Origin of the sequence: Micromonospora sp. FIMYZ51, from assembly GCF_038246755.1 — a bacterium.
Lineage (GTDB): Bacteria > Actinomycetota > Actinomycetes > Mycobacteriales > Micromonosporaceae > Micromonospora.
In genome coordinates, this window is the sequence record NZ_CP134706.1 from 238,571 (window position 1) to 252,190 (window position 13,620).

At 68.6% G+C, this 13,620-nt stretch carries 11 protein-coding genes and 1 pseudogene; 7 read left to right on the forward strand and 5 right to left on the reverse strand.

The window, feature by feature from the left end:
• Positions 1-46 precede the first annotated feature (46 nt).
• Together QQG74_RS01175 and QQG74_RS01180 are read left to right on the forward strand one after the other, a co-directional pair.
• Positions 47-895, forward strand: coding sequence for a helix-turn-helix domain-containing protein (locus QQG74_RS01175; RefSeq protein ID WP_341718446.1), 849 nt, complete (start codon positions 47-49; stop codon positions 893-895).
• 145 nt (positions 896-1,040) lie between these two features.
• Positions 1,041-1,943, forward strand: coding sequence for an alpha/beta hydrolase (locus QQG74_RS01180; protein ID WP_341718447.1), 903 nt, complete (start codon positions 1,041-1,043; stop codon positions 1,941-1,943).
• Here the strand turns inward: QQG74_RS01180 and QQG74_RS01185 are convergent.
• Positions 1,916-3,184: a hypothetical protein gene (locus tag QQG74_RS01185; RefSeq protein ID WP_341718448.1), complete on the reverse strand. Its 1,269-nt coding sequence runs from the start codon at positions 3,182-3,184 to the stop codon at positions 1,916-1,918. The genes QQG74_RS01180 and QQG74_RS01185 overlap by 28 nt on opposite strands.
• Before the next feature lie 299 nt (positions 3,185-3,483).
• Between QQG74_RS01185 and QQG74_RS01190 the strand changes: the two genes are divergently transcribed.
• The 5 genes and pseudogenes from QQG74_RS01190 to QQG74_RS01210 all read left to right on the forward strand — a co-directional run bounded on the left by QQG74_RS01190 (position 3,484) and on the right by QQG74_RS01210 (position 9,367).
• Positions 3,484-4,485: a DUF559 domain-containing protein gene (locus QQG74_RS01190; protein WP_341718449.1), complete on the forward strand. Its 1,002-nt coding sequence runs from the start codon at positions 3,484-3,486 to the stop codon at positions 4,483-4,485.
• Complete coding sequence (locus QQG74_RS01195; protein WP_341718450.1) at positions 4,472-5,125, forward strand: hypothetical protein; 654 nt, start codon at positions 4,472-4,474, stop codon at positions 5,123-5,125. Before QQG74_RS01190 ends, QQG74_RS01195 begins: the two co-directional genes overlap by 14 nt.
• A complete protein-coding gene (locus QQG74_RS01200; RefSeq protein ID WP_341718451.1) occupies positions 5,125-8,334 on the forward strand; it encodes a DUF87 domain-containing protein in 3,210 nt (1,069 codons plus the stop codon). Before QQG74_RS01195 ends, QQG74_RS01200 begins: the two co-directional genes overlap by 1 nt.
• A 16-nt stretch (positions 8,335-8,350) precedes the next feature.
• On the forward strand, positions 8,351-9,133 hold the full coding sequence (locus QQG74_RS01205) for a DUF4184 family protein (RefSeq protein ID WP_341718452.1): 783 nt from the start codon (positions 8,351-8,353) through the stop codon (positions 9,131-9,133).
• Positions 9,134-9,159: 26 nt separating this feature from the next.
• A pseudogene (locus tag QQG74_RS01210) lies at positions 9,160-9,367 on the forward strand (type II toxin-antitoxin system prevent-host-death family antitoxin).
• A gap of 238 nt (positions 9,368-9,605) precedes the next feature.
• Here the strand turns inward: QQG74_RS01210 and QQG74_RS01215 are convergent.
• The 4 genes from QQG74_RS01215 to QQG74_RS01230 form a co-directional block, all read right to left on the reverse strand.
• Positions 9,606-11,147, reverse strand: a complete 1,542-nt coding sequence (locus QQG74_RS01215) for a fibronectin type III domain-containing protein (protein ID WP_341718453.1) — start codon at positions 11,145-11,147, stop codon at positions 9,606-9,608.
• Between the two features lie 520 nt (positions 11,148-11,667).
• Positions 11,668-12,432, reverse strand: a complete 765-nt coding sequence (locus tag QQG74_RS01220; RefSeq protein WP_341718454.1) for an ABC transporter permease — start codon at positions 12,430-12,432, stop codon at positions 11,668-11,670.
• On the reverse strand, positions 12,429-13,241 hold the full coding sequence (locus QQG74_RS01225) for an ATP-binding cassette domain-containing protein (RefSeq protein ID WP_341718455.1): 813 nt from the start codon (positions 13,239-13,241) through the stop codon (positions 12,429-12,431). The genes QQG74_RS01220 and QQG74_RS01225 overlap by 4 nt, the downstream gene beginning before the upstream one ends.
• On the reverse strand, positions 13,238-13,618 hold the full coding sequence (locus tag QQG74_RS01230; protein WP_341718456.1) for a DUF1048 domain-containing protein: 381 nt from the start codon (positions 13,616-13,618) through the stop codon (positions 13,238-13,240). Before QQG74_RS01230 ends, QQG74_RS01225 begins: the two co-directional genes overlap by 4 nt.
• Positions 13,619-13,620: the final 2 nt, after the last annotated feature.

Here is a 13,620-nt window from a genome sequence, read left to right on the forward strand (position 1 = left end):
TTGGTGTGCGGACGTCGCCCGTGCTGGCGGCTCGTAACATGACGGCGTGCCCACGGTAGGCATGGCCCGGGTCGCCGGGACCATCCTGGACGTCGCGGTCCCGCCAGCGTCGAGGCGCATGGCGGGCGTCAGCATGGCCGGGTTCCGCGGCCGAGCGGAGGATTTCCTCAGTCTCCAGGTGGTCCCGTACCCGGCGTGCACGGTGTTCATCGATCTCGGTGACGCCGAGCTGGTGGACGACGCCAGCGGTGCGCGGAAGCGGGGCAGCATCGTCGTCGGCATGACCCCGGGACGTGTGCGAGGGGGCGGGCGCGATATCGACCTTGTGCAGGTACGGCTCTCGCCGGTGGTCGCGCACGCGGTGCTGGGTGCCCACGCTGAGTCGGCGACGACCGTGGTCGGTCTCGAAGATCTCTGGGGACGCGACGCCGAACGGACCCGGGAGCAACTACACGCCGCCAAGTCGTGGGACGACCGGTTCGCGGTCATGGCGGCAGCCCTGGCGCGACGGCAGGGTACCGGCCGGGCGGTGGATCCAGAGATCGCCTTCGTCTGGGGCGAAATGCTGAGGAGCATGGGTCGGGTACGGGTCGACCGGTTGGCGACCGAGGTGGGCTGGAGCCGCCGTCGGCTGTGGTCCCGGTTCCGATCCCAGGTCGGTCTCACGCCCAAACGCGCCGCGATGCTGATCCGGTTCGATCAGGTGGCGCACCGTCTGGCCGCAGGGCACAGCGCCGCCCGGGTGGCGGCAGAGCACGGCTATGTCGACCAGTCCCACCTGAGCCGGGATGTCCTGGCCTTTGCCGGGATGACCCCGACGGCTGTGGCGGTTGCGCCGTGGCTCGTGGTCGACGACCTCGCGTGGTCGGCCCAGGAGCAGGCGCTGCGGGGGTGACTTGAGCGGAGGCTGCTGTTCTCCACCACGAGAGCGGAACATTTCTCCAAGACGACCGGGCCCTGCGCCCGCGATCCTGGCAGCCATGAGAGGCAAAGCACCCCTGGGCACCCGTATTCTTCGGGACTCCTTGGACTGGGAAGCAATGACCGACGATCAGGTGGTCGTCGCGCGGGACAAGGCCAACCGCGCGGCCTCGTCTCGTGCCGGGCGGATCGTGACGGGTCTGCCGGACCGTCGCGCCCGCATCGAGGACACCACGATCGACCTTCCTGACCGTCGGCTCACCCTGCGAGTGCACCGCCCGAAAGAGGCGGAACACCCGCTGCCGCTGATTGTCTCGTTCCACGGTGGAGGCTTCATCGGGGGCACCGCCGCCCAGAACGACTGGCTCAACAGTCACCTGGCAGCCCGCTGCCCGGCCGTGGTCGTCGCGGTGGAGTACCGCCTCGCCCCGGAGCACAAGCTGCCTCGACCGATCGAGGACGGATACGACACGCTCGTTCGGATAGCCGACGAGCCGCTCAGGTGGGGCATCGATCCCGCGAACATCGCGGTCATTGGCGAAAGCGTGGGCGGCATGATCGCCGCGCTCGTCGCAGCGCGTACCCGCACGGACGGACGGCCGCTCCGCGCCCAGGTTCTGAACTATCCGACCACGGACTGGACCGAGTCGATGTTCGACTATCCCTCAATGGCAGCCAACGCCGACAACCCCACCCTCCCGCTCTCGCGACTGCGCGCAGCCCGCATCCTCAGCACGCCGTCGACGCTCGACCCGTACACCGTGTCTCCGGTGAAGTTCAAGAATCTGGCCGACCTGCCCTCGGCGCTTGTCGTCACCGCCGCGCTGGATCCGGTGGCAGACCACGGGCGCCGGTACGTCGAGCGGCTCCGCGAGGCTGGCAGTGCTGCCCATTTGAGCTGCTATCCGAGGGCGACCCACACCTTTCTCAGCACGCCCTGCCTGGTCCCGGCTGCCCGGCCCGCGCGTCGCGAGATCCTCGCCTTTCTGCGCGCTCACTTGCGACCGCGGTTGGCGCGTTGACTGCGGGACTGGCCGGACAGCCCGGGAGAGAGCTGCTGAGGATGCTGGTGCTGACCCAGGCTCGATGGTGACTGTCGAGAGATGCTGGAGAGTGTCCGCAGCCTGGCGTAGTACGCCCGGTCCGTCGCAGGGTCGTGGCCGGCCAACTCGTCACGCTGGCGTGGGAGCATCGCATTCAGCTCCGCCTCCGTGTAGTGGCTTGCGCTGGGCTGCGGTGTCTGCGATGTCTCCGTGGACACCTGCGTCATGGCGGGCGAGGAAGGCGGCGGCGGGTACCGGGCTGGCTCGGCCTGGAAATCAGAGCCGTGCGAGAACTGTGCGCCGGACCGCTCCCCAATCGGCGTCGGCGGAGCACTGGGCACGGGCTGCTCGAACCCGAAGTCGAAAGTCTGCTGCGGTGGCGGAAGGACTCGCTGGTCGGCGGGATACGGCTCGTATCGCTCGGCGGCATGCGGCTCATATTGCTCGGCGGCATGCTGCTCGTATCGCTCGGCGGCATGCGGCTGGTACCGCTCGGCGGGTTGCGGCTCGTACCGGCTGGCGGCTTGTGGTTCGTACCGGTCGGCGATCCGGTCGGCTGCGGCGATGATCGCCGCCAGGTTCTGCATCTCCCTTGGATCTTTCCGATAGAGCTGATGCAGGTCTGGGTTGTGGTCGACGAAGTACGCGGCGACGATTGCGCTTCTGAGCGAGCGTTGCTCGGGTTCGTCCAGTTGCCGGGTGCGCAGCACCCGCGTCCACCTGTCCACCTGCTCCTGGGTGAGCGGAGGCCGCTGGCGCTCTGCGGCCGTCGGATGATCGCCGCGGCCGTAGGGCGCCGACAGCGCCGGTCCCTGGTGCTCTCCGGCCGCCCGGTAGTCGCCCCGGCCATAGGGCGTGGACATCGAGGGCTGCACGGGCTCTCCGGCCGCGTAGTCGCCCCGGCCTTCGGGCGCCGATGCCGTCCCTTGGCCCTGCCTCCGGCGGAACTGGCGCAGCAACCAGTTGAACGCCACCCGTGCCGACCCGGGCCAACTCTGCCTCAGGCGGTCGTTGACCAGGCTGGCCGTGTCGGCGCGGAGTTGCCTGGTCGTACCCCTGGTGTTCGGTGCCTTCAGACCGCCGGCCAGCCCGCGCCCGGCCTGACGATCCGCGCGATTGTTGTCGATGGCGACGCGGAAATCTCTGTCCAGCGCGCGTTGGACGCGACGCATGGTGCTGTTGGAGATGTCAGGCGGCAGTTCCCACTTCAGCTCCGGCATGCCCTCCTAACGCACCATGCCGCCGAGCGGTTCAAGCCCTCGAAGCACAACCGGGTGCGAGCCGATGCGGTGGCGGGCCGTCCTCCTCGCTGAGCACGGCGGCTGGCGGGGCCAGCAGACGCGGAGAAGAATTCGCGTACGGTCCGAAACGCGACTTTCCACTGGTGCCCGGCGACTTCCTGTTGGTAATCAACCAGTCCGTCAGAACCGTTCAACGCTGGTTGATCATCGTCGGTCAGGGGTCCCGAACGGGCCGGCGGAAACGTCCACGCCCGATGGGGGAGGGGTGTCGCGTCCGTATGAGCCGGAAACTCGCCGATGTTCCGGCCGATCGGGTCGTCGCCCTGCCCGATTTGCAGACCGACGCACTGGCCATGCTGGTCGCCCGCGAACAGGCGGACCTTGCCGCCGTGGTGCACCAATCGGCCGTACGGCATGCGACGCCGGCGGAGTTCGCGCACGCCGCGGTGAACCGACTCGAACAGGTCGCGGTCGAACTCCTGCCGGCGTGGCTGCCGGAAGCGGCAGAAGAAGTTCGTCCCGACACGGCGGGCCTCGCCGCGATCCGGGTCGCCGCCGCCGCACGGGCACGCCGCGACCACTACCCGGGCTCCTTCCTGCCCGACCTGGCCACCTTCGCGGTGACCGCACGACGGGCCGCCACCGCCACCCTTCCGTTGCGCATCCGGGCGGCTGCACTGGCCCGCCTCGTCGCAGCGGCGTTCGGCCGACGGAAGGTGGTGCTGCTCGTCGAACCGACCCACACCGATGGTGCTGTGGTCGCAGCGGGAGCCGCGTGGCTCGTACACCATGGCGGCCCGGCAGTCTGGTTGACCGGACCCGGTGCGGCGCAGCTGGATGGGCTTGCGAGGGGCCGGATCGAGGTGCCACGCGCACCATCCCCGCCCTACGGGGAGCAGGTGGTGATCGGCAAGCCGCATCCGGCCAGCACCGCCGAACAGCGGCTGGAGGCGGCGCTCGCCGCCGTGAGTTGGTCGGCTGGGCGGAGGTGGAACCAGAGCTACCAGTCTCATCCCCTGGTGGCACCGGTGCGGCTCGATCTACTGTGGCCGGACGAACGGTGCGTGGTGGAAATTGACGGGCCCGAACACTGTCGCCCGGACCGCTTCGAGGCCGACCGGCAGCGCGACGTCCAACTGCAACTGGACGGATACGTCGTCCTGCGCTTCACCAACGCCCGGGTAACTCACGACGTCGGTGCCGTGGTTCAGCAGATCGGTGCCTGTCTGCGAAACCGCCGCCGGGACATAGCGGAAGGACGCCTTCATGGCTGGCGATGACCTGACTGCATCGGAGAGTGCGATCCTCGTCGTGCTGATGGCCGAGGCGCGGGAGGTGCTGAACACCGAGCTGCGCGACCGGTACGGCCTGGACGTACGCAAGCCCCAGCGCGACAAGCTCACCCGCCTGCACTATGTGGCGGCCCGCAAGAGCGGATCCACGTACGCCCTCCAACTGGACGACAAGGGCTGGGTACGGGTGCAGCACGACTTTGATTTCACGCTCCGCGGCGCGGCGGCGCTCGGCGCGGCGTTGACCGCCCTACAGAACAGCCTGCGCGAGCGGGTCCTGGCCCGGAGCGGCTGCGCCACCCTCACCGAACTCTTCGCGTTGAGCGACGTACGCGCGCCCGCCGCGCCCGCCGTCCCGGCGCCGCCCGGATCGCTGCCGGCGCGCGTGGTCAGTGCGTACCACGCGCTCGCGGCCGAACCCGGGGCCTGGGTGAGCCTGCGCCGGCTGCGCCCGTTCTTCGCCGACCTGCCCCGCGAGGAGTTGGACGACGCCCTGCGGCAGCTCAGCCGCTCCAACGGCGTGCACCTCACCCCGGAGTCGAATCAGAAGACGCTCACCGAGGCGGACATCAAGGCCGCCCTGCGCCTCGGTGGACAGGAGAACCATCTGCTGGCGATCGGCGTGTGATGAAGGAGGCGGAACGCGCCGCCCTCGCGGCACTGCGGTTCAACTGGGCACCGGTACCCGACGACGTGTGGCGACCACTGCCGTTCCACATCGACGGCCTGCATGCCCCGGTGCTCCGGGAGGTGCTCGCCGGCGTGGACGAGGCCGGGGCGAGCACCGACGGCAGCCCGCTCGGCCTGGTGGTCCAGGGTCAGCGTGGGTCCGGCAAGACCCACCTGCTGGGCTGGGTCCGGCAGCAGGTGCAGCAGCAGGGCGGCTACTTCTTCCTGGTGAGCCTGCTCGACACCGGCAGCTTCTGGGACAGCGTGCTGGCCGCGCTGCTGGACGGCCTGGCTCGGCCGGTGCCCGGTGGTCCGCAGACCCAGCTCAAACTTCTGTTGCAGCGCCTGTCGGCCCTGGTGGGAGCGCCCCGGACGGCACGCCGGGCGGTCATGGGTGACACCGAGCTGACCCGGGCGGCACTCGACGCCTTCCTGACCGGGCTCGGTGACTTCGATCGGCACGCGGCCCGGATGTGCCAGGAGACCGCGCGAGCGCTGGCGCTGAGCGCCTCCGAGGACATCGCGCATCGTGACCTCGCGGAGAACTACTTCCTCTCCGGGGCGGAGGTGGTTCCCGGTGAACGGGCGGCGTGGGGCATGCGGCGCGCACCACGTTCGGCCCAGCAGATCGTGCAGGACCTCTCCTGGCTGCTGGCGCTCACCGGTCCGTCGGTCGTGGCGATCGACCAGATCGACACGCTGATCGCCCAGTTGGCGATCCAGAGCGATCCCGCCCTGGTCGGCGCCGCCGCGATGAGCCCCGAACAGGCGCTGATGCTGGCCCGGATGGCGGACGGGCTGATGTCGCTGCGGCAGAGCACGCGACGGACACTTACCGTCCTGGCCTGCATCCCGAACTCGTGGACCATCATCAAGTCCACCGCCACCGACACGGTGGCCGACCGGTTCCGCGAGACGCCGACGCTGCGTCGGATCGACGACGCCGACCTGGGCCGGGCGATGATCGAGAAGCGGTTCACGCTCCGCTACCAGGAGGTCGGGTTCATCCCGCCGTACCCGTCGTGGCCGGTTTCCCCGCGCGCCTTCGCCGGGGCGGGGGATTTCACGCCGCGTCAGTTGCTTATCGAGATCGACCGGCACATCCGCGCCTGCATCGCCGACAACGAGGTCCGGGAGTTGATGAGTCTCGGCGAGCCGCCGGCCGCAGAGCCGCGGGCGCCCCGACCCACCCCGATCCCTGCGGTCGGCGCGGAACTGGACCGCTACGACGCCCGCTTCGCCGAACTGCGCGACGCCGCCGACACCATCACCCCACGCAGGCGGGTGTCGGAGGACCAGGAGATGCCGGCACTGCTCGCCGCCGGGCTCACCGCCTGGATTCTGGAGCGCGGCGACGCCGGGGAGGCGTTCAGCGTCGATTCGCCCCCGAGCACCGACCCGCCGCTGCACGCCCGGCTACGCCTCACGCTCGACGAACGCACCGAGGACCAGGTGCACTGGTGTTTCCGGGCGATCAGCGACGACCACCACGGCAACGCGGCGCTGGCTCGGCTCCGCAAGGCGTGTGTCGCCGCCGCGCTCCCCGCCGGCCTGACCAGACGCAAGTTGTTTCTGCTGCGCAACCGCGAATGGTCCAGCAGCGCGGCCACCCAGCGGGCCGTCGCCACGTTCACCGAGGCCGGTGGGCAGACCATCGGCCTCGACGACGAGGATCTGCGCATTCTCTCCGCGCTGCGGGTCATGCTCGCCGAGGCCACGATGGACCTCCAGGGCTGGTTGGTTGAGCGCCGGCCGACCCGGGACCTCAAGTTCCTCCAGCATGCACTTGCCGACATCGACGGCTGGCAGGCCGCGCCGACGGCCGGTAGCCCACCCCCGACGGCCGGTAGCCCATCCCCGACGGCCGTGGGGATGGCGCCGCCGTCGGCCGAGCCGGCGTTTGTCATCGGGTACGGGCACGACGACGAGAAGCCGGCAGCGTTGGCGCTCGAGACGCTCCGGAAGCACGCCACGATCTTCGCTGGCTCAGGTTCCGGCAAGACCGTGCTCATCCGCCGGATCGTGGAGGAATGCGCCCTGCAAGGTGTCTCCGCCATCGTCCTCGACCCCAACAACGACCTGGCCCGCCTCGGCGAGAGCTGGCCCACCCCGCCCGCGCAGTGGCGACCGGGTGACCCCGCGAAGGCACAGGACTATCTGGCCCACACCGACGTCATGGTCTGGACGCCTCGGCGTACGGCGGGCCGCCCGCTGAGTTTCCAGCCACTGCCCGATTTCACCGGCGTGCGTGACGACCCGGACGAGTTCGCCGAGGCGGTGGAGGCGGCCGTCGCCTCCCTCGCGCCACGGGCCATGGTCACCGGCCGGGCCAGCCGGGCGCATCTGGGGCTGGCGGTGCTGCGCAAGGCCGTCGAGCACTACGGTCGCCGCGGCGGCTCGCGGTTGCAGGGCCTGATCGACACGCTGGCCGACCTGCCGGACGGAATCATCGACCTCGATGACGCCGACAAGATCGGTCTCGGGCTCGCGCAGACGTTGACCGCCGCCATGGTGAACGACCCGCTCTTCGGTGGCGAGGGCACGCCGATGGATCCCGGAGTGCTGCTCACCCCCGAGCCGGGCAAGCGGGCCCGGGTCTCGGTCATCAGCCTCATCGGCCTGCCCTCCGACGACGTACGCCAGAGCTTCGTCAACCAGCTTCAGTTGGCGCTCTTTGCCTGGATCAAGAAGAACCCCGCCGGTGACCGCCCGCTACTTGGCCTGCTTGTGATGGACGAGGCGCAGACGTTCGCCCCGTCCGGAGCGATGACGGCCTGTACGCAGAGCACGCTGGCGCTGGCCGCCCAGGCCCGCAAGTACGGCCTCGGATTGATCTTCGCCACGCAGGCGCCGAAGGGGCTGCACAACCGGATCCCCGGCAACGCGGCGACGCAGCTCTACGGCCTGATGAACAGCCCGATCCAGATCGAGGCGGCACGCGATATGGCCCGAGCCAAGGGCGGCGACGTACCGGACATCTCCCGGCTGACCACCGGCGAGTTCTACCTCGCCGCCGAAGGCGCTGCACCGCAGAAGATCAGGACACCGCTGTCGCTGACCCACCATCCGCGTAGCCCGCTGACCGCCGAGGAAGTGCTGGCCCGGGCTGCGGGAGGGCGGCTGTACCATGGCGCGTCGACCAGCCACGAGCCGCTGGGTGCTGCCTGAGCTGGAGTGAGTTCCGATGCCGTTCACCCTGAGCCACCTTGCCGTGGTCCTGCCCCTGCGCCGTGGACCGCTCGTCGTCTCGGCCCTGGCCGCCGGGTCCGTGGCACCGGATCTGCCGTACGTCCTTCCGCAGGCCACCTCGGCCGACTGGGGCTGGTACAGCAACTACAACCTGACGTACACACACCAACTCGGCACCGGGATGCTCGCCGGTACGATCACGGCGGTCCTCCTGGTCGCCCTCTTTCACCACCTGCTCAAACGCCCGTTGATCGCCCTGCTGCCACCGGCCGCCGCAGCCCGTCTGACGGGGGCTGCCGAGCGATTCAACTGGGCGGGGCCCCAGCAGTTCGCCTGGGTCGCGGTGTCCGCGGCGACGGGCGTCCTCACCCATCTGGCCTGGGATGGGCTCGTGCACGACAACGGCGCAGCCTGGTGGTCGCCGCTGCCGGACACCAGAAGCGTCACCGAGGGTTTGTGGTGGGCGAGCACGCTTGTCGGAGCCCTGGCACTCGCCGTGTGGCTGCACCGTTGGTGGCGCAACACACCGCGGGGACGGTCCGGAACGCTGCGCCCCGCCGTCCGGTGGACCACCCTCGCGGCACTTGTCGTCGCCGGCATGCTCGGGGCCGTCTACCAGGTCATGAAGCATGGCGACAACCCGCTCGACGCCCTTCGCTCGATAGCCGTCCTGCGCGGCGCGGTGAGTGGCGGGATGTCCGGTCTTGGGGCCGCTGTGCTTTTCTACGCCATCCTCTGGCGGATCCGATGGCGGAGTATGAGCGCCCCGGTCGCATAGCCGCCACCCACCGCGTCGCCTACAACATGCCTGATGCCAAGACCCATCTGTCACGCATCATCGAGCGGGTGGAACGCGGCGAGGAGATCATCATCGACCGGGCGGGCACCCCGGTGGCGACGGTCGTACCGCTGGTCCGGCGGGCTAACCGCACCGCAGTCGGCTCACTCGCCGGCCAACTGGACCTCTCAGACAAACGCCGAAATCGCCGACGACTTCGGCATCGGCGCGTGAAACTGCTGCTGGACACTCACGTCGCGCTCTGGGCCATCACCGGCGACCCGACCCTCGGCACCGAGTTGCTCGACCGCAATCATCGAAGGGCTGACCCTCGCCTCTCGCGACGCGTCGATAGCGCTGTACGACGTGGACATCCTCAAGGTGTGATCTGCCGCCTCGCAGGTGTCGACCCTGCGTCTGGGATCCGAGCTGGACGCCGCCCCCGGACAACCCGGGAGCGGCGTCCCGACAACTACGGCGTGTACGTGACGCCAGGGAAGTCGATCTTCGCCTGGTCGAGCTGTGCCTGCCACGTCGAGTGCCACCCGAATGCGGTTTGCGCCAGCGACAGCTGGTTGGCGCCGGTCGCGCCGCTCCAGAAGTGCACGAACTCACCCATGTTCATGTCCCTCGCGTACAAGCCGTTGAACTGGTGATAGTGCTGCGACAACAGCTGGAAGTAGTTGTTCAGTGTGGTGGCACCGCTGTAGGTGTCGGTGATCGGGTAGAACCACTGGGTGAACCAGTCCGTCGTCGCCGCCGGGAACCCGTCGACCGGGTCGGTCGACTTGTCGTTGTACCAGCGGGTTGCGTCGGCGGTGAGGCCGGCCCCCAGGTAGGCCCAGTACTGGAAGATTTCGCACCACTTGCTGTCACTCCAGATCTGGTACGCCGGGGAGTTGACGATGCCGTAGCCGGCGAACTCGATCAGGTGCCCGATCTCGTGCGCGATCACGTCACGCTTGGTGGCGGTCGAAGTGCTCCAGTCGGAGTCGTACATGTCGATCGTGCTGTGGTAATTCGTGTGCGGGTGCGCAAAGAACTGGGCGCTTCCGCCCGGGCCCGGGTCGTTGTGCAGCGTCACCCAGAGCCGCTGACCCTGCATCGCGGGATAGGATGCGCGCACGTGAGCGTAGATCTCCTGGATGTAGGTGACCACCCAACTCAGGTTGGTGGGCACCTGCGGATCACGGTAGATCACCACGTCGCTGGTGGCAGACACGAGCGTGAGCAACTCGTTGGGGCCGCCGGAACCGTGGTACGCCTCCGTGTACGTTGCCGGCGGAGTCGAGCTCAGTGTGGTGACCGCGCTGCTGGTCGCGTACGACGAGTTGGTCGTGCCGAGCGCGCGGACCCGGTAGGTGTAGCTGGTGCTTCCATTGCGGCCCAGGTCGTAGTACCTGGTCGTGCCGATCGGCAGGTTCTTGACGAGACTCCACGAGCCGGAGCCCACCCTGCGCTCCAGGCCGTACCCCGTTTCGTACCTGGTGTTGTCGCTCCACGTGATCTGGACCTGCTCGTCGGAGACCGCGGTGGCGACGATCCCGCTGGGCGCGGCGGGCGCCGGCACCGTGCCGGTCGTGGTTCCGAATATCTGTAGCTCGGCGATCTGAAAGTCCGGGGAGCCGTTGTTGGCCGTGGTCCGCAATTGGTAGTAGCGGTAGGAACCGGCGTTGGCGAACGAGTACGTCTTCTTCGCGAACCGCTCAACGAAGGTCTGATTCGTCTGGGTGTTCAGTGTGGTCCACGTCGTGCCGTTCGTTGACGCCTCGAAGACCCAGTCCTTCGGGTCGCGGTCCGCGGAGTCGTTGGCGGACGTGACGCTGTAGCCGGTAACCACGGCGGCATTGTTGGCGATGAAGCGCACCCATGGCGTCGGGGTCGCCCGGAAGTACTTCGTGTACGGCGTATTATCGATGATCTTGTCAATGCCCTCGACCCCGGTGGTGTTGTACGGGTCGCTCACCGTGCCCGGCAGGTCGGTGATGTCGACCGGGCCGGCGACCAAACTCACCGGCCCGAGCTCGCGTGCCCCGCCCACCAGCGCCAGCCCGGCGACGAGCGCTAGGAGCGTAAACGTGGAGAGGGCCGAGGCCCACAATCCACCGCGCCGGACCCGGGTCCCATCTGCCTGAAATCTCATACGTGACGCCCCTCTGATCGGTTCTCCCCCGTGCGCTGCGAGCGGCAGTGCGCGGCTACATAGGCACAGTTACATGCGTCACTGTGATTGCACTAGGTAACGACAATCACACAGACAGCAGTGCTCGGCGTCGATCCGCCGCCAGACGCGCTGATCCTCGCTGCGTGCGATGCTCGGGTGGCGCATTCCGTCGCGCCAGACACCGTCCGGGAGCGCTGCTCGGGGACCGCTCACACGAGCACGGCCAAGCCCGAGCCATCAGCTGATTCGGCTGATGACCGGGTCCCCTCAGACCGTTTCAGGGCCAGAGATTGGCTATCCGACAGGATCAGCCTGGCTCAGGAGGCAGCGCCGCAACCATGCGGATGCGGCGCTGCCCCGTTCCGAACGGCTAGCTGATCTTTCTGCGGTAGATGGCTGTCGCGGCTGCGTAGGCGGCTACGAGAATGCCGGCGCACCAAGCGAGGGCGATCCAGATGTCGTTGCCGACGGGTTGCTGCGCGAAGAGCGCGCGGAGGGTGTTGACGATGGACGTGACCGGTTGGTTGTCGGCGAACCATGCGACTGGGGCGGGCATCGAGTCGGTGGGGACGAACGCCGAGCTGATGAAGGGCAGGAAGATCAGCGGGTAGCTGAAGGCGCTCGCGCCGTCGACGGTCTTGGCGGACAGGCCCGCGATCACGGCTACCCAGGTGAGGGCAAGGGTGAACAGAATCAGGATGCCGGCGACGGCGAGCCAGTCGGCCACCGGTGCACCAGTGCGAAATCCCATGATCAAGGCGACGCCGGTGACGATCACGAGCGAGGCCAGGTTGGCGACGAGTGAGGTCAGGACGTGCGCCCAGAGCACGGAGGGTCGCGGGATGGGCATCGACTGGAAGCGCTCGAAGATGCCCTCCTGCATGTCGAGGAACAGGCGGTACGCCGTGTAGGCGATGCCGGAGGCGATCGTGATGAGCAGGATGCCCGGGAGCAGGTAGTTGATGTACGACTCGTCGGTTCCGGTGTTGATGGCGCCGCCGAGCACGTACACGAAGAGCAGCAGCAGTGCGATCGGGGTGACCGCTGTGGTGATGATGGTGTCCGGGCTGCGGAGGATGTGACGCAGGGAGCGGCCGGTAAGGGTTCCGGTGTCGCTGAGGACGTGGGCGGTCATCGGGATTCCTCTCCTGCGGACACGGCCGCCCTGCCGCCGGTGTCACTGGTGTGGCCGACGAGGGCGAGGAAGACGTCTTCGAGGGTCGGCTGCTTCTCGACGTACTCGACCGTGGCGGCCGGGAGGAGCCGCTTCAGCTCGGCGAGAGTGCCGTTCTGGATGATCGTGCCCTCGTGCAGGATCGCGATCCGGTCGGCGAGGTGCTCGGCTTCGTCGAGGTACTGGGTGGTCAGCAGGATGGTGGTGCCGTCTTTGGCGAGCTGCCGCACCGTCTGCCAGACCTCGATGCGGGCCTGCGGGTCGAGGCCGGTGGTCGGCTCGTCGAGGAATATCACGGGCGGGTTGCCGACCAGGCTCATCGCGATGTCCAGCCGTCGGCGCATGCCGCCCGAGTACGTTCCCGCCCGGCGGTTCCCGGCGTCGGTGAGCGAGAAACGGGCGAGCATGTCGTCGGCGATCGCACCCGGGTTCTTCAGGTGGCGCAGCTTCGCGACCAGGATCAGATTCTCCCGGCCGGTGAGCACGCCGTCGACTGCGGCGAACTGGCCGGTCAGGCTGATCGACTCGCGTACCTCGTGCGGTGCCGAGGAGACGTCGAAGCCGTGCACGATCGCGGTGCCGCCGTCCGCCTTCAGTAGCGTCGACAGGATCCGTACCAGCGTGGTCTTGCCGGCACCGTTCGAGCCGAGCAGGGCGAAGATGCTCCCCGCCGACACCTCAAAGTCGACGCCCCGCAGCACGTGCAGGTCCCGGTAGGACTTGGTGATTCCCCGCATCCTGATCGCGGGTTCGCGCGTCGTGGTGGTCATGCTCTCGTCTCCCCGCTGGCGTCGTGGTCGGCGGCGTCGATCGCCGTTCGGAGGCGTTCGCGTTCCTTATCGATCCACTGCTTGCCGGAGTACGCGCGCAGGAACGTCTCGGCGAACTCGACCGGGTCGTCGCCGACGATGGCGCGGACCGGGGTTCCGCCGGCGGCCGCACGCTCCCAGAGGTCGACGAAGTCGCCGAGCATCGTGATGAGCGTGTTTCCGTCCTCGATCCCGCCCTGGTACATGAAGTACCGATAATTGGCCTTGGCCGCGCCGTGATACGGCTCCGGCAGGGCCTTCATGCGGGCCATGTGCTGCTTGTACTGCTTCTTCTGGTCGAGTGACCCGACGAGCGTCTCGATCCACTTCGCGGTCATGC

What these genes read in the sequence shown, in the direction of transcription:
- QQG74_RS01185 (WP_341718448.1), bottom strand. Translation starts at nt 3,184, where the DNA reads ATGCCGGAGCTGAAGTGGGAACTGCCGCCTGACATCTCCAACAGCACC.
- QQG74_RS01230 (WP_341718456.1), bottom strand. Translation starts at nt 13,618, where the DNA reads ATGACCGCGAAGTGGATCGAGACGCTCGTCGGGTCACTCGACCAGAAG.
- QQG74_RS01180 (WP_341718447.1), top strand. Translation starts at nt 1,041, where the DNA reads ATGACCGACGATCAGGTGGTCGTCGCGCGGGACAAGGCCAACCGCGCG.
- QQG74_RS01225 (WP_341718455.1), bottom strand. Translation starts at nt 13,241, where the DNA reads ATGACCACCACGACGCGCGAACCCGCGATCAGGATGCGGGGAATCACC.
- QQG74_RS01195 (WP_341718450.1), top strand. Translation starts at nt 4,472, where the DNA reads ATGGCTGGCGATGACCTGACTGCATCGGAGAGTGCGATCCTCGTCGTG.
- QQG74_RS01205 (WP_341718452.1), top strand. Translation starts at nt 8,351, where the DNA reads ATGCCGTTCACCCTGAGCCACCTTGCCGTGGTCCTGCCCCTGCGCCGT.
- QQG74_RS01220 (WP_341718454.1), bottom strand. Translation starts at nt 12,432, where the DNA reads ATGACCGCCCACGTCCTCAGCGACACCGGAACCCTTACCGGCCGCTCC.
- QQG74_RS01200 (WP_341718451.1), top strand. Translation starts at nt 5,125, where the DNA reads ATGAAGGAGGCGGAACGCGCCGCCCTCGCGGCACTGCGGTTCAACTGG.
- QQG74_RS01190 (WP_341718449.1), top strand. Translation starts at nt 3,484, where the DNA reads ATGAGCCGGAAACTCGCCGATGTTCCGGCCGATCGGGTCGTCGCCCTG.